The sequence below is a fragment of the Allocellulophaga tsushimaensis genome (genome assembly GCF_055383085.1).
This window is the reverse complement of record NZ_AP039451.1, coordinates 925,457-945,081: the sequence shown is the minus strand read 5'-3', so window position 1 is coordinate 945,081 and position 19,625 is coordinate 925,457. Positions and strand designations below refer to the sequence as shown.

Sequence of the window (19,625 nt, the reverse complement as noted above, 5' to 3'; positions counted from 1 at the left end):
AATTATCTGAAAAGAATTAATAAAGCCCCTATTGCTGTTAAAATCAAGATCATTTTACGGTAAAAATTATCTTTAATCATTTTTACCAATCGTACCCCAACAAACAAACCAATAAAAATACCGGGGACTAATTTTAAATTAATAATGAGTGTATTAACAGTTATGGTTTCCCATACAAATATGTGAAAAGGGAGTTTAAAAATATTAATGATAAAAAATAACCAGGCAGCTGTTCCAATAAATTCATTTTTGGGCAAACGCATGGCTAAAAAGAAAATATTAGAAAATGCACCTGCTAGGTTTCCAATCATAGTAGTAATACCAGCCATAATACCCATAGAACCAGCAAAGGCAATATGAGTAGGTACTTTTTTAGATTTCTTCTGATCCCACCAATACATCATAATAACACTAGAGAGTATAATGATAGACATACTGAGCTTAAACGTTTCTTCATCAATGCTATCACCAATATAAACCCCTATTAAAACACCTAGCATCATCCAAGGTAAAAAGCGTAAAATATACTTCCATTGGGTATGCCTGTTATAATAGATAACAGCAAAAATATCACCTACTATTAGCAGTGGTACTAAAAGACCAGTAGAAGCTTTAGGGCCAAAACCTAATGCCATTAATGTAACAATAATAATAGCAATACCTTTTATGCCAGATTTGGATACACCCAATACAAAGGCAGCAATGCTTCCTAGTATAAACGCATTTGTAGTAATTTCTGAAGAAAGCGCTAGAAACAAAATGTATAATTAATCTATGAGAACAAAAGTAGCGCAAAATACTTATCTTTAGGCATAGATCTGCAACCAAAATATGAAATTATCTACTTTAGACTATAGCCTTATTATAGGGTTTTTTAGTATAGTCCTTCTTATAGGAATCATTGTTTCCAAAAAATCAGGAAAAGACACTTCTGAGTATTTTTTATCAGGTAGAAATATGCCTTGGTGGCTTTTAGGCTTTTCTATGGTTGCCACTACTTTTTCTACAGACACCCCTAATTTAGTAACAGATTTGGTTCGTAGTGATGGTGTTTCTGGAAACTGGGTTTGGTGGGCCTTCTTACTTACAGGCTTACTAACTGTTTTTGTGTATGCCAAACTCTGGCGTAAATCTAACGTTAGTACAGATATGGAATTCTATGAGTTGCGTTATGGTGGTAAACCAGCTCGTTTTTTAAGAGGGTTTAGATCTATATATTTAGGTGTAATTTTTAACGTATTAGCCATGGCAGGTGTTAGCCTTGCTGCTATTAAAATAGGCGGAATTATGCTCGGTTTAGAGCCTTTGCAAACCGTTTTAGCAGGAGGATTAATTACGGTTATATTTAGTGCTATTGGAGGGTTTAAAGGTGTTGTTTATACTGATTTTGTACTGTTTTTTGTAGCTATTGTAGGTGCTATAGGAGCTGCATACTACCTTGTAAACTTACCCGAAGTTGGTGGTGTAGCAAATTTAATTACGCATGAAAATGTAGCAGGGAAAATATCTATTTTACCTGATTTTTCTGATACAGAAGCTTTAATTACCATCTTAATTATACCACTTGCAGTACAATGGTGGAGCTCTTGGTACCCGGGAGGAGAGCCTGGCGGTGGCGGGTATATTGCGCAACGTATGCTAGCCGCAAAAAACGAAAACCATGCTATTGGAGCAACATTCTTTTTTAATATTATGCACTATGCATTACGCCCTTGGCCATGGATTTTAGTGGCTTTAGCCTCTTTAATATTATATCCAGACCTTACTAGTATTCAAGAAGCTTTTCCTGGTATAGAGGAAAGTAAATTGGGAGAAGATTTAGCCTACTCGGCAATGCTTACCAAATTGCCAAGCGGATTATTAGGTTTGGTCTTAGCTTCGCTTGGAGCTGCCTATATGTCTACCATTTCTACACATTTAAATTGGGGGTCTTCTTATGTGGTAAATGATTTTTACAAGCAACAAGTAAATAAAAATGCAAGTGAAAAAGAACTTGTAAATGTTGGCCGTATTTCTACTATCCTTTTAATGGTATTAAGTGCTGTAATGGCTTTGTCTTTAAATAATGCAACACAGCTTTTTGATATTATTATCATGTTTGGTGCTGGTACAGGCCTTATTTTTATTTTGAGATGGTTTTGGTGGCGTATTAACGCTTGGAGTGAAATTTCTGCAATGTTCTCCTCAGGAATCATATCAATCTTATTTTCTTTTACACCTATAGGAACTATATTATTTGACCATACTGATAGTACTAAAATTGCTATTGAAGGTGTATTTCCAAGTTGGGCAAAAACCCCTATGGTGGTTTTAATAACAACTATTGTTTGGGTTGTGGTTACTTTTTTAACACAAAGAGAAACGAAAGAAACGCTCAACAAATTCTATAAACAAACTGAACCTGGAGGCCCTGGATGGAAAAAAGTGATTAAAGAGGCAAAAGAAGATGGAATTGAACTTGAAGAAAACACTAAAAAATGGTCAGTTCCTTCTGGGGTATTAGCCATGGTTTTAGGTGTTATATTGGTATATGGTTGCATGTTTGCTACAGGGAATTGGATTTATGGTAACTATACGCTAGCTATCTGGCTTAGTGTTGCAACTATAGTTTCTGGATTTTTATTAGCTAGAGTTTGGAATACCATGAAAGATGATATTTTGTAAATACCATACATGAAAAATAGAATACTAGCTGTAGATATTTTTAGAGGTATTACTATCGCTTTAATGATCGTGGTAAATACACCTGGAACATGGTCTAATGTATATGCGCCTTTATTGCATGCTAGTTGGCATGGCTATACGCCTACAGATTTAGTTTTCCCTTTCTTTTTATTTATCGTAGGGACTTCAATTGTTTTCGCCTATCATAATAAATCTACAAATGTCAAAACATATCAAAAAATAACCATAAGAAGTCTAAAACTTATTGTTCTTGGGGTATGTATAGGAGCTTTTACACTTAGTTTCCCTTTTTTTAAAGACTTTGAAAATATTCGCTTTCCAGGCGTATTACAACGTATTGGAATTGTATTTTTTATTACTTCAATACTATTCATCAATCTAAATTGGAAAGCTTTAATTGGAGTTACCGTTTTTATTCTAGTTGGTTATTGGTTGGTTATGAATTATATTCCTGTAAACGGAATGCCATCAACTTTAGATAGAGCTCCAAATAATTTAGCCAACTACATCGATCTAAAACTACTTGGAACGCATATGTGGCAAAAAGATTACGACCCAGAAGGTATTCTAAGTACTTTACCCGCAATTACAAGTGCTATTTTAGGTGTTTTTACGGGTTTACTGCTACAATCGAAAAAGCTCAACAAAACTAAAATCCTTTTTGGTTTAGGAATCGCTATGCTTATTTTAGGCTATCTCTGGAATATTATTTTTCCTATTAATAAAGCATTATGGACAAGTAGTTTTGTATTAGTAACTGCTGGTTGGGCTAATATCGTTTTAGGGGTCATTTATTATGTTACAGATATAAAGAACATTAAAACAGGAAGTGTTTTTAAGTACATTGGTGCAAATGCAATTGCCATCTATCTTCTGGCTGGAGTTATTAGTAAAGTAATGGGTCTTTTAATGGTTGACGATACATCACTTCATGATTGGGTTTTTAGTTCTTTTTATGTGCATGATTTTATCTCTATGGAAATGTCGTCTTTTCTTTATGCTTTAAGTGTTTTAGCTTTTCATCTTTTAGTAGCATATTTCTTATACAAAAAGAAGTTGTTCTTTAAAGTATAATTTTTCAAATACAAATTTCCCTTTATGTTCTTGATAATAGTCATAAATAGACGGGTAATATTTTGTGCTTTAATACGACTTAAATATAAATAGCAATCTAATTTTCTCAAAGAAAAATTATTTCCGAATTTAATGCGCAGCAAGCATAGGTGAAAATACAAAGGAATATCAGTAGATTACCTTCAAAAACAAGCTTATAAATGAAAACATACGACGTAATTGTAATTGGAGCTGGAGCTGCAGGTCTGGGGTCATCAGGTGTAGCTAATATGCTTGGACTAAAAACTTTAGTTGTTGAAAAAGACGAGAACAACTTTGGTGGCGATTGCACCAATTTTGGTTGTGTTCCCAGTAAAGCCTTAATTCATTTAGCAAACCAGTTTCATGAGGCCAAACTAGCCAGTAAATTTGGATTAGAAGTATCTGGAAAAGCCGATATGGGGAAGATTTTAGAACATGTTCATACCTTACAAGATCATATAAAAAGTACCGAAGATGCTACGGCATTAAGAGCTCATGGTATTGATGTTGTTATCGGTGCTGCCTCTTTTGCTTCTAAAAATGCGATTATAGTTAATGGAGAAGAATATAAGGCTAAAAAAATCTTTTTATGTACGGGTTCTAAGCCAAGGAAAATTGAAATAGAAGGTATGGATACCGTAAAAGTATATACCAACGAAACTATTTTTTTTGATTGCAAGGTATTACCAGAAAATTTGGTAGTCATTGGTGGTGGCCCAATTGGTTGTGAGCTGGGGCAGGTATTTTCTAGATTTGGCGCTAAAGTGACTATTGTCAATAGAGGTGATCGGATTTTAAACAAAGAACCCGAAAAAGTATCAGAAATTTTAGAAGAGGTATTTGTAAAAGAAGGAATTAAAATCCTAAAAAATGCTGAGGTAAAATCTTTTGCGAATGGAAATGCAAACATTGTATTTAAAGATGGTAGCACACAAGAAATTCCTTGTGATACTGTTTTACTTTCTATCGGTAGAATTGTAAATACAAAGGGCTTAGATTTAGAGAAAGGCGAAATTGCACTAACTGAAAAAGGAAAAATTAAAGTAAATGATTATTTGCAGACAACAAACAAAAATGTCTATGCCTTAGGAGATGCTGCGGGTTCTTATATGTTTTCTCACGGAGCAGAAAAAATGGTACGGCAAGTATGGCGCAATTTACTGATCCCTATTTTCAAGAAGAAAAATACGCTGAGCGATTTAAGCTGGGTTACTTTTACAGACCCACAAGTAGCGCATTTTGGTTTATCTGAAAAACAACTTTGGGATAATAATATTAAATATTACCGCCAAGACCAAACCTTTGCGCACGATGATAGGGCTATTTTACAAGACTATACCTACGGCCATTTATCTGTGTATTATGATAATAATAGGAATACCGCCAATAAGAAAATTATAGCAGGTAGTATGATAGCGCCGCAAGCAGGCGAACTTATACAAGAATTAGAGTTGGCAAAACATGCTGGGATTCCCATTTCTAAATTAGATAGTAGAGTATACCCATATCCTGTTGCCACACGGATTAATCAAAAAAATGTTCGAGGTATCATGACTAATTCTAGAAAACCATGGAAGTTTAAAATTGCAAGGAGGTTATTTCGGTTGTTTCATTAGTGTCGATAATTGACATTTGTTTATTCAGATAAAGAGTGAAATATTACTTGTTTTTACCTCAGTACTCTGTTGCCTACAGTTTTTATTCCCATTCAGATTGTTTTGATTTCCGTTCAGCTGGAAATTCATAAATAATAAAAATCAAATCGTTGATTGAATTATCAAAGACAAACATTTCCTTAAGTGTTGTTCTTTTCCAATCAAACTTTTTATGTAGATCTATTCCACAACTAAATTGCCAAACTCTATTTTTCGAAACACTAACTTTTAAAATATCTCTTTTTTCTGAAATTATATGATTACAGGCTTTTGCTCTTTTATTTTCGGACATTTTAAAACCAAACTCTATTGGTACTGGTATTCCATCTAATGACATTTTATATCTCTTTTCTACGAAATAATAAATAGCGTCTAATTCAGAATCTTTTAAATCTAGAAAAGAACTCATTAAAGCCCAACCTTGATTTCTTAATTCAACTGCTATGCTATCATTTTTTTTATACATTCCGATAGAGTTTCTCGTATAATCATAAAGCCATTTTTTGTCACGACGTTTTGTAATTCCGCCTAAAGCTGGTGCAGTCATTTTATTATCCATTCTCATAGAATGACAAGATGAACAATTATTCTTAAATAAGGTCTTTCCTTTCTTAAATAGACTGTCAGTTTTTGTGGCAAAATCAGATTCGATTTTGCTAGAGTAGTTTTCGTTTTTAGTTGATGCAAATACTAAACTTGCTATTAAAATAACTATACTTAATGATGTGTAGGCTCTTTTTCTCAAATGTTTGTTAATATAGATAGTTTACACAAGTTCAAAGATTAGACTTTACACTAAATTAATTTCTTATCAACTGTTGCCCTTTATATGTTAATTTAATATCTTAAATATCCGAATTTCTAACAAGCTTTCCTAATGTTATAAAGATCGTATCAGCAGTTGAGATTTATTATTTACCTCAAAAAACCATCAACAAACAACTACCTAACGACCCGCCATCAACTTAGCCACATATTTCCCAATAACATCAAACTCTAGGTTTACAACTGTGCCTACTTTATAGGTGTTAAAACGAGTGTTCTCATATGTATATGGTATAATGGCGACACTAAAGGTGTTTTTGCCAGAATCTACAACCGTTAAACTAGTCCCATCTATCGTAATAGAACCTTTTTCTATGGTAGGATTATTTAGACTCGCATCATATTCAAAGGTAAAAAACCAACTCCCATCTTTTTCTGCTATAGCAATACACTTTCCAGTCTGGTCTACATGTCCTTGAACAATATGTCCATCTAAACGAGCCCCTAAAATCATAGCGCGTTCTAGGTTTACAAAAGCACCAACTTGTAAGTGATTTAAATTTGTTTTTTGCAAGGTTTCATCAATAGCAGTAACAGTATAGGTATCATCTTTTTTTTCCACTACCGTTAAACACACACCATTATGTGCTACACTTTGGTCTATTTTTAATTCTGGTGTTAAAGAAGATTTTATAATAAGGTGCATATTAGTAGCTTCTTTACGGATCTCTTTTATTTCCCCTAAAGTTTCAATTATACCTGTAAACATGTGTCGTTTTTATTAAGTAATTTTGCATTGTAAAATTACTATAAACGCATAAATATATGATGGCGGAAGGCAGAAAAATTAAATTAGGCATATCTATAGGAGATTTAAATGGTATTGGATGTGAAGTGGTACTGAAAACTTTTGAAGATAACCGTATGATGGATTTTTGTACACCCGTAATTTTTGCTTCTAATAAAACCATTTCTTTTCAGAAAAATGCTTTAAAATTAAATATCAACTATAATGGTGTCCATGATGCTACAAAAGCATTGGATGGGAAAATAAATGTAGTAAATGTTTGGAAAGAAACGCCTACTATAAAATTTGGAGAGGCAACAGAAGAAGCAGGAAATTATGCTATAAAATCTTTAAGAGCTGCGGTAAAAGCTTTAAAAGAAGATGCTATTGATGTTTTGGTTACGGCTCCAATCAATAAAAATAATATCCAAGCCGACGATTTTAAATTTCCAGGTCATACCGATTATTTAGCGCAAGAATTAGAAGGCGATAGCCTAATGTTTATGGTAACAGACAATTTAAAAGTGGGTTTGTTAACAGATCATATTGCGGTAAAAGATGTGGCCGAAGCAATAACACCAGAACTTATAAAAAGCAAAATAGCCATTATAGAAAAGTCTTTAAAAGTAGATTTTGGCATTACAAAACCAAAAATTGCGCTTTTGGGTATTAACCCTCATAGTGGAGACAATGGTATTATTGGAAAAGAAGATGATGCCGTTTTAAAACCAATTATCAAAGAACTTTTTGACGACGGGCATTTGGTTTATGGACCTTATTCTGCGGATAGTTTTTTTGGTTCTGATGGCTATAAGAAATTTGATGCTATTTTAGCCGCGTATCATGATCAAGGGCTTATCCCATTTAAAACATTATCCTTTGGTAAAGGTGTAAATTATACTGCCGGACTTCATAAAGTCCGTACTTCTCCAGATCATGGAACTGCCTATGAAATTGCAGGAAAAGGACAGGCAGATCATAGCTCTTTTAAAGAAGCTGTTTTTACGGCCATAGAAACTTTTAGAAATAGAAATGAATATACAGCATTAACAGCAAACCCCTTAAAAAAGCAGCGATTAAAGAAAGACTATAGGTAATGGTACATTTTTTACATGAGCCAGATTTTTTGTAAGAAGTTATAAGTTTAATAATTTAGTGTATTAAGTTGGGGTTTATTAAAATAATAGTATCTTTGCACCCGCCTTTACGTGGCAGGAACACTAATTTTAAGTGTGAAACATGAAGAAGCATAAAGAATTTGCAATACCCTTTTCAGGATTGAAGCAAGGGATACACAAGTTTGATTTTAAAATTGACAATACGTTCTTTGAATCTTTTGAATATAATGAGTTTAATAGTACTGCAATAAATTTGCAAGTAAGCTTAAACAAAACAAGTACCATGATGGAGTTAGAAATGACCGGATCTGGTACTGTAAATGTAAATTGTGATGTAAGCAATGAGCCCTTCGATCAGCCTGTTGAAGCTAATTTAGATTTGGTGGTAAAGTTTGGTGAAGTGTTTAATGATGAGAATGATGAAATTTTAATTCTCCCTCATGGAGAGTTTCAAGTTAACATTGCACAATACGTTTACGAAATGCTAGTTTTAGCAGTACCTTTAAAAAAGGTGCACCCAGGTATTTTAGATGGTACATTACAATCTGATGCTATTGAAAAGTTAGAAGCATTACAACCAAAAGAAGTAAAAGAAAATAAAGGAGAAGAAACAGATCCCAGATGGGATGCATTAAAAAAGTTATTAACGGATAAATAAGTTATAAAATGGCACATCCAAAAAGGAAAATTTCCAAAACGAGAAGAGACAAGAGAAGAACGCATTATAAGGCTGTTGCCCCTACAATTGCACAAGACCCAACAACTGGTGAAATGCATTTGTATCATAGAGCACACTGGCACGAAGGTAAACTATACTACAGAGGTCAAGTATTAATAGATAATACAGAAGAGGCTGTAGCATAATAGTCTTTCTAAATAATAACAAAAAACTCCTATTTTTTAAAAAGTAGGAGTTTTTTGTTATTAAAAGCTAAATTCTTCAAAAAAGCCAATTTTAAGATAAAAAAGCTCGAAAAGTGTCAAAAATTCACTAATTTTCGCCCGTTTTGTAACTTTTTTTAAAGTTTTTAGCAAAAAAATATTTTTAGATGACTAAAATATCAGCGGCTATTACAGCTGTAGGGGCATACGTTCCAGACTTTGTTATGACCAACGAAATGTTGGAAAAGTTAGTAGATACCAATGATGAATGGATCACTACTAGAACTGGTATAAAAGAAAGAAGAATATTGCAAGAGAAAGGCAAAGGCACTTCTTATCTTGCTATAAAAGCTGCGCAAGATCTTATTAAAAAAAGAAACTTAAATCCAGAAGAAATAGATTTGGTTTTAGTAGGTACAGCTACACCAGATATGATGGTAGCTTCTACTGCCGCTTTTGTAGCTTCAGAAATAGGAGCTAAAAATGCATTTGCATATGATTTGCAGGCAGCTTGTTCTAGTTTTTTATACGGAATATCAACTGCGGCTACATATATAGAGTCGGGCAGGTATAAAAAAGTGTTATTGATAGGGGCAGATAAGATGTCTTCTATTATAGATTATACAGACAGAACTACATGTATTATTTTTGGTGATGGTGCAGGAGCTACTCTTTTTGAACCCAATACTGAAAATTTAGGCTTACAAGATGAATATTTAAGATCTGATGGTATTGGCCGTAACTTCTTAAAAATGGATGCTGGGGGATCTATTTTGCCTGCATCAGAAGAAACCGTAAAGAACAAGCAACATTTTATTTTTCAAGATGGGAAATCTGTTTTTAAATTTGCTGTTTCTAATATGGCTGATGCTGCTGCCAAAATAATGGAACGAAATAATTTATCTGATGATGATGTAGCTTGGCTAGTACCACATCAGGCAAATAAAAGAATTATAGATGCTACAGCCAATAGAATGGGCTTAGATCATAATAAAGTGATGATGAATATTCAACGATACGGGAATACAACATCAGCCACTTTACCTTTACTATTAAACGATTACGAAAGTCAATTAAAAAAAGGAGATAATTTAGTATTTGCTGCCTTTGGTGGTGGTTTTACTTGGGGATCTATCTATTTAAAATGGGCATATAACACAAAATAAGACAATCAAAATCTAAAACTCCATGGATATAAAAGAAATTCAAAGCTTGATTAAATTTGTAGCAAAATCAGGTGCTAGTGAAGTTAAATTAGAGATGGAAGACATCAAAATAACGATCAGAACTGGCAATGAAAGTTCACCTGAAACTACTTTCGTACAGCAAATACCGATGCAAGGATCAATGATGCAACAAGCTCCTGCTCCACAAGCGGCTGTGCCACCTGCGGAAGTTTCTACTCCTACTGAAACAAACAATGATGATTCTAAATATATTACCATAAAATCTCCAATTATAGGAACTTTTTACAGAAAGCCTTCGCCAGACAAACCTGTTTTTGTTGAGGTTGGGAGTACTATAAATCAAGGAGATGTGCTTTGTGTTATTGAAGCAATGAAATTATTTAATGATATAGAATCTGAAGTTTCAGGTAAAATAGTAAAAGTATTGGTAGATGATTCTTCTCCTGTAGAATTCGATCAACCTTTATTTTTAGTAGACCCATCTTAATAAATTTTAAGAATTAAATGCTGCTAATCTTTATAAAGTTAAGATTGGTTTTCTCATTTGAAACTTAAAAATAAGAACTTAAAATTTTAAAGGATGTTTAAAAAAATATTGATCGCAAATAGGGGAGAAATTGCCCTTCGTATCATAAGAACCTGCAAAGAAATGGGAATTAAAACAGTTGCTGTTTATTCCAAAGCAGATGAAGAAAGTTTGCATGTACGTTTTGCAGATGAAGCAGTTTGTATAGGTCCAGCACCTAGTAGTGAGTCTTACCTTAAAATACCCAATATTATAGCTGCTGCAGAAATTACGAATGCAGATGCAATACACCCAGGTTACGGCTTTTTATCAGAAAATTCTAAATTCTCTAAAATCTGTGCAGAACACGATATTAAATTTATCGGTGCTTCAGGTGATCAGATAGACAGAATGGGAGACAAGGCTACGGCGAAACAAACCATGAAAGCAGCAAATGTACCATGTGTTCCAGGTTCTGATGGGATATTAAAAGATGTAAAAGATGCTTTAAAAACAGCCAAAAAAATGGGTTATCCTGTTATGATTAAGGCAACTGCTGGTGGTGGTGGTAAAGGAATGCGTGCTGTTTGGAAAGAAGAAGAAATGGAAGACCTTTATGAAAGTGCTGTACAAGAAGCAAGTGCTGCATTTGGTAATGGAGGGATGTATATGGAAAAACTGATAGAAGAGCCACGCCATATAGAAATACAAGTTGTTGGTGATCAGTATGGGAAAGCATGTCACTTATCCGAAAGAGATTGTTCCGTACAAAGACGCCATCAAAAATTAACAGAAGAAACCCCTTCTCCTTTTATGACAGATAAGTTAAGAGAAGATATGGGTGCTGCCGCTGTAAAAGCAGCAGAATATATTAAATATGAAGGAGCAGGAACAGTAGAATTTTTGGTTGATAAACACCGTAATTTCTACTTTATGGAGATGAATACTAGGATACAAGTAGAACATCCAATTACGGAACAAGTTATAGATTATGACCTTATCCGTGAGCAAATTTTAGTTGCAGGTGGCGTTCCTATTTCTGGAAAAAATTATGTGCCTAAATTACATTCTATAGAATGTAGAATTAATGCAGAGGATCCTTATAATAATTTTAGACCCTCTCCAGGAAAAATAACTACACTCCATACTCCAGGAGGGCATGGTATTAGATTAGATACGCACGTATACAGTGGTTATTCTATTCCTCCTAATTACGATTCTATGATTGCTAAGTTAATTACAACAGCGCAAACAAGAGAAGAAGCAATTAATAAAATGAAACGTGCCTTAGATGAGTTTGTAATTGAAGGCATAAAAACAACCATTCCGTTTCATAGACAGTTAATGGATCATCCGGATTATCTTGCGGGTAACTATACCACAAAATTTATGGAAGATTTTGAAATGAAACCAATAGCTGAATAAACTATCTTGAGAAAGGCTCATAAGGTATTGTAAGGAAACTTAAAAATATCTAGACAAGCCTCGGAGCATTAAAATCTCAATTATCAAGTAAAATATAAAAACTCTGATCTTTATAAAAATAGATCAGAGTTTTGTTTTTTATGGTATATATTGGCATTAGTTTTGATATTCACGGTTTACAGGGAGCGAATACAAGGGTTTATTCACGTACTTTGCTATAACATTAAAACAATACAATTTTTACCTTTTTTTGAAGTTAAACTAATAACTAAAGCCAACTGTTTTTAACATGAAAAGAATTTTTACGAATCTAATACTATTTCTCAGCTTAACGGTATGTACCAGTTGTTTTGAAATTTTAGAAGAAATAAACTTAAATGCAGATGGTAGTGGAACAATGTTAGTGACCTTTAATTTAAGTAAAAGTAAATCTAAGATTGCTTCAATTATGTTATTAGATAGTGTAAATGGGTATAGGGTGCCTTCTAAAGATGATATTAATTTAGCTTTAAGAGATGCAGAAAACCATTTAAAAACCATAAATGGAATTTCTAAGATCAAAAAAACCACAGATTTTGATAATTATATCTTTACCATTTCTTGTGATTTTGATAAAGTGGTTAATTTAGATGCTGTTTTTAAAGACCTTATTAGTAAACAAAACAAAAAAAGTAAAACTAATTTTAATACCACTAACTTTTCTTTTGATACCAATACCAATAGTTTTAAGCGTTCTTTTTCTTATGATGATAGTATTAAAAGAACATTTTATAAACTAAATAGTGAAGACCGTAAAATTTTTGATGGTGCAAGTTATACCAGCATTTATAGGTTTGGAAAAACTGTTGAAAAAGTGTCTAATCCAAACGCAAAAATAGCACCTAATAAAAAAGCAGTATTTCTTAAAATTGATGCGATGTCATTGATTTTAGGTAAAAAAGATATTGCAAACAACATTAACTTATCTAAATAAAACGAAACAAAAAACAAACAAAAAATAATTTTCACCAATGAAAAAACTGATACTTTTTACATACCTATTTTGCATTACAGTAACAATTAATGCACAAGATTTAATTTCAAAAATACCGAGTGATGCAAAAGCTGTGATCACCTTAAAAGGAAAAAATATTACAGATTTATTTTCTGTAGCAGAATTTGAAAATTCCAAACTTGGAAAACTGTTTTTAAAAGAATTAAAACAAGGAACAAAAGGCAAAATAAATAATTTAAATGAGTTAGGAATGGACTTAAATCGAAACTTCTACTATTTTATGAAGTCAGATACTACTGCTTTTACGCATAGCTTCCTAGTTCCATTAAAAAATAAAGCAGGTTTTGAATCCTTATTCTCAAATAACAAAAGAGACAAAATAATAGAAACAGAAGGAAATGTATCATACTTTGTAGATGCCTATGATGATTTGATTACGATGTGGAATGATAATACACTTTTAGTAACAGTTTTACAATTTAGAGACGGTAAATATGATGATTATAGTTATTATAAAAATGATTACTATGACGAAACGGTAATAGAAGAAGCAGTAGAAGCGGCAGCAGATGCTGTAGAAGAAGTAGTAATAGAAGAGGCTATGGAAACACCTCTAGAAGAAGTTGAAATTGAAATAGAAGAAACCGTTATAGAATCTACAGAAGATGTTGATATTATAGAAGATACTACAGCATCTACAAAATCAAATGATAATGATTATTATGCCCAAAAACGTAAAAAAAGAGAAGCATTACAATTAGAAAAAAATAAACAACTTATTGCAGCAGCAAAAGCAACCATGGCAGCTAATTATGTTAATGGTACGATATTAAAAAATGCATCCTACGTAAAAGCAGTAGGAAATGGTAAAGACGAAGCGGTAGCATGGATAGGAGATTTTGGATCAATTTATACAGATGCTTTAGGACTCCAAAGAGAACTTGCCTACGGTCTTGGTAGTAGTTATTTAGGTGTATACAATAGTTTTGATAAACTGTATCGTAATACATCTGTAAGCTCTAAACTTAATTTTGACAAAACAAAAGCGGTTTGGAATACGAGCTATATCATGAATAACGAAATGGCAAAGTATACTAAAGCGATGTATGATGGTAAAATGAATACTAATTTTTTTAAATATTTTAATGAAGATAACATGTTAGGCTATTTTTCCATTAATGGAAGTACAAAAGGAATTTTAGAAGCCTATCCAGATCTCATGAATACAATGTTTGAAAATGTTGGCGATGATGAAATGGCTACATATATTCCTATTGGCACACGTTTATTTTCTTTACTTATAGACGAAGAAGGCGTTGCAAAAATTTTACGAGGCGATATGTTATTTGTACTTACAGAAATGAAAGAAAGAGAAGTAAGTTACACTACCTATGAATATGATGATAATTATGATAGAACGGAGATTACGAAAACAAAAACAGAAACTATACCAGACTTTTTAATGATGGTTACTTCTTCTGAGAAAGATTTATTCCATAGATTGATGAATGCTGCTGTAAAAGAGAGTAGAGGAAAAATTACTATTGAAGGAAATGGAATGTACCAAATAAAAGATACGGATTTACCGTATACTTTAAATGTAATGTTTAAAGATGATGCTATTATTATAGGAAGTTCTGCAGCACATATGATGGCGATAAGCAAAGGAGCTTATAATGGTAAAGTTAGTGGAAAGCATAAAAAATTAATTAGTAAAAACTCTAGCGCTATATATGTAAACGGAAAACAAATAGCAGCTAAATTCCCTAGAGATATTATGCCTAGAGATTTAAGACAAAGAATTGATTTTATTGCAGAAAATACTGAAGATGTAATTTTTAGAACAAGTAAAATAAAAGGAAATACATTAGAAGGAGAAATGATTTTAAATACTCCAGAAAAAGGAAATAAAAACAGTTTGGCTTATTTTTTTAATATGATTAATAAGCTATTAGATTAATCCTTTTAAAAAGAAAATCTTTTGAAAAAATTCTTGAAAATAATCCTATCACTAGCAGTATTTGTAGTGATAGGATATTTTAGTTATTCATATTTTAAGAAAACTTCAACATTGCTTAATGTAGTTCATGTAGATGCAGAAAGTGTTCTAAAAATAGGAGTTCATGATATTAAAGAAACATTGGTTTTAGATGCACTTTCTTCTCCAAGTTACTATTGGGAAAATAGCTCATTCTCTAAAAGTGATACTAAAAAAGATACCATAGAAGATGATGGAATGGGAATAGATATTATGCCCTATTCTCTTGTTTTTTATACAATGAAAGATATTAAAAATACTTTTTTTACTACTTTTAGAATAGAAGATTCAGAGGCTTTTGAAAAATACATTCAGAACTATTCAAAAGAAAAATCAACTTCAATCATAACAGATATAGAGGGCTATAAACACCTAACTTTAGAAAAATCTAAAGTAGTATTAGCTTGGAACGCAGAAAGGCTAGCAGTTGCAATGGCATTAGAAACATCAATAGAAAAGGTGAAAACTGTTTTTGATGATGTCTTATTACAACATAAATTAATATCAGATAAAAAACATCCACTAATAGCAAAATTAAGAAGTACTTCAGACCATATAGCTTATACAAACGGAGACGGTTTGGTTACTTTAAATTTTAATGATGGTGAAGCTATTGTTGAGGGTATTATGCATACAGAAAAATCTAACACGTACTATCCAGATACGGTGTATGAAGCAATTCCAAATGCATCATTACAACTTTTCTATGATGCTAATTTTGAGCAAAAAGAAAACAAAGAAGCCTTTATAAAAAGTTTAGAAGGAATTTCTTTTTTTAGGAAGAACAATATTGGTGTTACAGATTTTGTAGATAGAACTAGTGGTTTTTTTAATATAGGAATTAAAGGGACTACTATACAAACAGATACTATTGTGAGTTATGAATATGATGATAATTTTGAAAAAGTAGCTGTAAAAACAACACAAGAAAAAAAAGCGCCAAAAATAATGGTGCATATGGGTGCAGAAAACGAGAGCTTAAACGATTACCTTATCAACCAAGGGGCTATACAAGATAATGTATTAAAAGCAATACCATTTTATACGTTCTATGCAAAAGAAACAGCCATGCATACTTCTTTTTCTACTACAAAAGAAAACATACCTACTCAAAAAATGTTGCATCCAGGGTTCTTTAATGTACAGGTAGATTTTAAGGCGTTAAAAGAAGATCTATTTGTACCAAAACTTAATGAAATAAGTGAGGTATTAGAAAAACTAAAAATACGAGCAAAACAAATAGAAGACACCAATACAATTGAAGTTAATGGCTATCTTTCTGGAGCAAATAAAGATATAAATATAATGTCTCAACTTTTTTTTGGTTTGCAAAAAAAGGATTCTTTGCCATAAAAGAACTACCTTGAATGATATGATTTCTAAAAAAGAACTTTATAATTTCTGCGAAAATTTTATCACGGAACGGGTTACACGTATTCAGAAAAACATACAAGGAATTCAAGAATCATTAACTTCTGAAACTAAAAGCAGCGCAGGAGATAAGCACGAAACGGGAAGAGCAATGCTACAGTTAGAGCGAGAGAAACTAGGGCAGCAATTAGCAGAAGCCGAAAAAATGCAAGAACTATTAGCAAAAGTTCCTTTAGAAAAAAATACCAAAAAAATTGGCCTTGGGAGTCTTATTACAACAGAAACGGCTACCTATTACATTGCTATTTCTGCTGGGGCTTACACAGAAAAAAACGCCTCCGTTTTTTGTATTTCTGCTGCTACACCAATCGGTAAATTATTAATGGGTAAAGCTGTTGGAGAATCTATTGTTTTTAATGGAAAAGAAATTAAAATTCTTTCATTAGAATAGTCCCTTCCATATTACGCCTATCAAAATCTAGATTTCTCTGTGTCAGCACCAGTTTTTATATTGGAGGCTTTTACTTTCTTATTTCCAAAGGGATATGAATATGCAATCCTAAAAATATGCGAAAAACCAGATTCGGAACTATAATTAACCTCAAACACATCTCCAAAAGCCTCTCTAGTAAGCGTCCCTATTTGACTATTAATATTAAAACTTTCAAAAATATCTGTTACCGAAAATTGAAGACTACTCCCATTTTTAAATTCTTTTTTAATACCTCCGTTTAGCATTCCAAATCCTTTTACCAAAATACTAGCATTATAATGTTGTGATGTATACCATCCCGATAGTTCTAGTGATAAATTATTAGGTAATCTAATAGTTTGTGAACCGTTAAAATTAAAGTGTCTATAACTATTTGTAATCTTTTCATCAGTATGTAATAATTTAAATTCTCTATAGCCAACTGTTCCATTAAAATTTAGATCCCACCAGTTTGTAATTCGTATTGGAATATTAGCCTGTATATCTATATTCCTTTGATATTCTAAATTTACGGGGGCTATAACAGCAACATTACTTTGGGAGTTACGGGTTATTTGGAAACGCGCTATAGGGTTGTTCTCATTAGCAGCTAATAAAGAAATGCTGAACGATTTTTTACTATAGCTAAGACTGATATTATCTGTAATTGCTGGGAGTAATTGTGGATTTCCACTAAATACAGATGTAGGTCCATTATAAATTAAAAAAGAGGCTAAATCCGAGTAATTTGGTCGTGTAATTCTTTTGTTATAGGCAAAGTTTAAAGCTGAAATATCTGAGAAAGAGTGTGTTAAAAAAAACGATGGGAATAATTTTCCAAAACTTCGGTTTAGAATAACATCATCAAAGTTCTGATCCCAATATTCGTATCGTAGTCCTAACTGAGCCTTGTTTTTTTCGTTAAAGGTATAATCAGATAAAGTATAAATAGCTCCGATTTTTTCTTCATTTTCTAGCGTACTTACAAAACGATTATCAATAATAAAATCATCTCCTTGTAAGATTTCGATTCGCGCATCATTTATAGTTTTTGATAGTGACCCTTTTATACCACTTTCTATAGATACGTTTCCATTTATTGTATGTTGATAATCTAATTTTAGTACACCTATATTAATATTGGTTTCATTGAACCCGCGATTGCCCTGGTTGTATATTTCATTATCAGGTTGAAAAGGAGTTCCATTTTCATCAAAATAAGTACTACTTACGCTATTTGGAGTTTTATTATTATAATTGATATAATCTGCCGTTATGGTAAACATATGATCTTCTTTTTTCCTTTCAAAGTAAGCTGATGTATTAAAATTCTTTAGCTTTCCATTACCTCTCAATCTAATTTGAGCCTCTAAAAAAGGATTATTTGTAAAATCATACAAACCTGTATTTTGTGTAAAAACTATTGGTCTGGATGTATTATACAATATGCTTGCACCAAATAAAGAGGCTGCTGAAATTTTATAATCATAGTTTAAATTTACATTATGATTACGATTAATTTGCTGTGTTCTATTTGTAAAATCAATGGCCGTGCTACCTCCCAAGATGGGTATTTCTGTTGTCCCAATACCACGAAAACCGCTGTAAGTATCATCATATGAAAAAGTATATGAACCAAATAAGTTGGTGCGTTCATTACCATAGTTTAAAGAAAATCCTGTTGTTTGTTTTAAACCTACTCCATAACCGGCACTGAGGTTAATATTTCCACGAAAACCAATAGTTTCATTTTTTGTAAGTATAATATTAATGATTCCTGCATTGCCATCTACATCATAACGTGAGGAAGGATTGGTTAACAATTCTATTTTCTCAATAGTATTGGCACTCATTCCGTTGAGCATTGCAATTAAATCTGCAATGGGAATGCGTTGTACTTTACCATTAATCATAATCAATGTGCCACTTTTTCCATTCAATGAAAAACTATTATTGCGCTGGTCTATAATTACTCCTGGGGAACGCTCAAGTAACTGTAAAACTGTGCTGCCTTTAGTTAACACACTTTGTTGTACATTAATTACACTACCTTCTTGTGTTCGTTGTATTAATTTACGACGTGCAGTAACTTCTACTCCTTGTAAGAACGTAACTTCTTCTTTTAAAATAATGTTAGTGAAAGTTTTATTGTGGTTAGATAAAGAAATATCAAAAGGTTCAGATTTCCAGGTCTGATATGATAAAAGACTCACTTGTATAGTATAAGTCCCTTCTTTATCAACCTTAAATGTAAAACTCCCTTTTTCGTCAGTAAGACTTCCTTTGTATAACACATTATTTTGGTTATTATACAACATTACATTAGCATATATAATAGGATTGCCTTTTTCATCAACAACTGATCCTGATACTTGCCCAAATGCTAGTTTTATAATACTTAAAAAGAAGAAAAGTAAAACTGATTTCATGGATATAATTTTAAATGCAAGTAGCATTAATTATATATGCTTTGAAAAATAGAATGACAAAGAGGTTGTTTTTATTTACATAAGGAAGTATTTAGATATTGAAGTCGTATTTACTTTAAATAGGGTTAAAAAATGTCTTTTATCAACAAAAGGCTACCACATGTCAATTTATAAAAAGTTGTGTTAGAATAAAGTATTATATTTTGATGATTTATAG

The 19,625-nt window shown here is 32.2% G+C and carries 17 protein-coding genes; 13 read left to right on the top strand and 4 right to left on the bottom strand.

Annotation, left to right across the window (positions count from 1 at the left end):
• Positions 1–2 precede the first annotated feature (2 nt).
• Positions 3–758, bottom strand: coding sequence for a sulfite exporter TauE/SafE family protein (locus tag ACZ451_RS04225; protein ID WP_464215855.1), 756 nt, complete (start codon positions 756–758; stop codon positions 3–5).
• Between the two features lie 73 nt (positions 759–831).
• Between ACZ451_RS04225 and ACZ451_RS04220 the strand changes: the two genes are divergently transcribed.
• The 3 genes from ACZ451_RS04220 (at position 832) to ACZ451_RS04210 (ending at position 5,396) form a co-directional block, all read left to right on the top strand.
• Positions 832–2,664, top strand: coding sequence for a sodium:solute symporter family protein (locus ACZ451_RS04220; RefSeq protein WP_464215854.1), 1,833 nt, complete (start codon positions 832–834; stop codon positions 2,662–2,664).
• Positions 2,665–2,673: 9 nt separating this feature from the next.
• A complete protein-coding gene (locus tag ACZ451_RS04215; RefSeq protein WP_464215853.1) occupies positions 2,674–3,759 on the top strand; it encodes an acyltransferase family protein in 1,086 nt (361 codons plus the stop codon).
• A 200-nt stretch (positions 3,760–3,959) separates the two neighbouring features.
• Positions 3,960–5,396, top strand: a complete 1,437-nt coding sequence (locus ACZ451_RS04210; protein ID WP_464215852.1) for a dihydrolipoyl dehydrogenase family protein — start codon at positions 3,960–3,962, stop codon at positions 5,394–5,396.
• 82 nt (positions 5,397–5,478) lie between these two features.
• Here ACZ451_RS04210 and ACZ451_RS04205 read toward each other — a convergent pair whose 3' ends face one another.
• On the bottom strand, positions 5,479–6,180 hold the full coding sequence (locus tag ACZ451_RS04205) for a cytochrome c (protein ID WP_464215851.1): 702 nt from the start codon (positions 6,178–6,180) through the stop codon (positions 5,479–5,481).
• Between the two features lie 201 nt (positions 6,181–6,381).
• Positions 6,382–6,969 (bottom strand): riboflavin synthase, encoded by a 588-nt coding sequence (locus ACZ451_RS04200; RefSeq protein ID WP_464215850.1) that lies wholly within the window; start codon positions 6,967–6,969, stop codon positions 6,382–6,384.
• A 59-nt stretch (positions 6,970–7,028) separates the two neighbouring features.
• Between ACZ451_RS04200 and pdxA the strand changes: the two genes are divergently transcribed.
• The 10 genes from pdxA (at position 7,029) to ACZ451_RS04150 (ending at position 16,958) form a co-directional block, all read left to right on the top strand.
• Positions 7,029–8,084: a 4-hydroxythreonine-4-phosphate dehydrogenase PdxA gene (gene pdxA / locus ACZ451_RS04195; protein WP_464216890.1), complete on the top strand. Its 1,056-nt coding sequence runs from the start codon at positions 7,029–7,031 to the stop codon at positions 8,082–8,084.
• Positions 8,085–8,226: 142 nt separating this feature from the next.
• Complete coding sequence (locus ACZ451_RS04190) at positions 8,227–8,763, top strand: YceD family protein (protein WP_464215849.1); 537 nt, start codon at positions 8,227–8,229, stop codon at positions 8,761–8,763.
• Positions 8,764–8,771: 8 nt separating this feature from the next.
• Positions 8,772–8,969 (top strand): 50S ribosomal protein L32, encoded by a 198-nt coding sequence (rpmF, locus tag ACZ451_RS04185; protein WP_464215848.1) that lies wholly within the window; start codon positions 8,772–8,774, stop codon positions 8,967–8,969.
• A 185-nt stretch (positions 8,970–9,154) separates the two neighbouring features.
• Complete coding sequence (locus tag ACZ451_RS04180; RefSeq protein ID WP_464215847.1) at positions 9,155–10,153, top strand: beta-ketoacyl-ACP synthase III; 999 nt, start codon at positions 9,155–9,157, stop codon at positions 10,151–10,153.
• 22 nt (positions 10,154–10,175) lie between these two features.
• Positions 10,176–10,661: an acetyl-CoA carboxylase biotin carboxyl carrier protein gene (gene accB / locus ACZ451_RS04175; protein WP_464215846.1), complete on the top strand. Its 486-nt coding sequence runs from the start codon at positions 10,176–10,178 to the stop codon at positions 10,659–10,661.
• A gap of 93 nt (positions 10,662–10,754) precedes the next feature.
• Positions 10,755–12,104 (top strand): acetyl-CoA carboxylase biotin carboxylase subunit, encoded by a 1,350-nt coding sequence (gene accC / locus ACZ451_RS04170; RefSeq protein ID WP_464215845.1) that lies wholly within the window; start codon positions 10,755–10,757, stop codon positions 12,102–12,104.
• A 289-nt stretch (positions 12,105–12,393) separates the two neighbouring features.
• The gene (locus ACZ451_RS04165) at positions 12,394–13,077 is read left to right on the top strand and encodes a hypothetical protein (protein WP_464215844.1); all 684 of its coding nucleotides are present in this window, start codon (positions 12,394–12,396) and stop codon (positions 13,075–13,077) included.
• Between the two features lie 37 nt (positions 13,078–13,114).
• On the top strand, positions 13,115–15,058 hold the full coding sequence (locus tag ACZ451_RS04160) for a hypothetical protein (protein ID WP_464215843.1): 1,944 nt from the start codon (positions 13,115–13,117) through the stop codon (positions 15,056–15,058).
• Between the two features lie 21 nt (positions 15,059–15,079).
• Entirely contained in the window at positions 15,080–16,489 is a 1,410-nt protein-coding gene (locus ACZ451_RS04155; RefSeq protein WP_464215842.1) for a hypothetical protein, read from the top strand.
• Between the two features lie 19 nt (positions 16,490–16,508).
• Positions 16,509–16,958: a 3-oxoacyl-ACP synthase gene (locus tag ACZ451_RS04150; RefSeq protein ID WP_464215841.1), complete on the top strand. Its 450-nt coding sequence runs from the start codon at positions 16,509–16,511 to the stop codon at positions 16,956–16,958.
• A 20-nt stretch (positions 16,959–16,978) separates the two neighbouring features.
• Here the strand turns inward: ACZ451_RS04150 and ACZ451_RS04145 are convergent, their stop codons facing one another.
• Positions 16,979–19,408 (bottom strand): TonB-dependent receptor domain-containing protein, encoded by a 2,430-nt coding sequence (locus tag ACZ451_RS04145; protein WP_464215840.1) that lies wholly within the window; start codon positions 19,406–19,408, stop codon positions 16,979–16,981.
• Between the last annotated feature and the right edge of the window lie 217 nt (positions 19,409–19,625).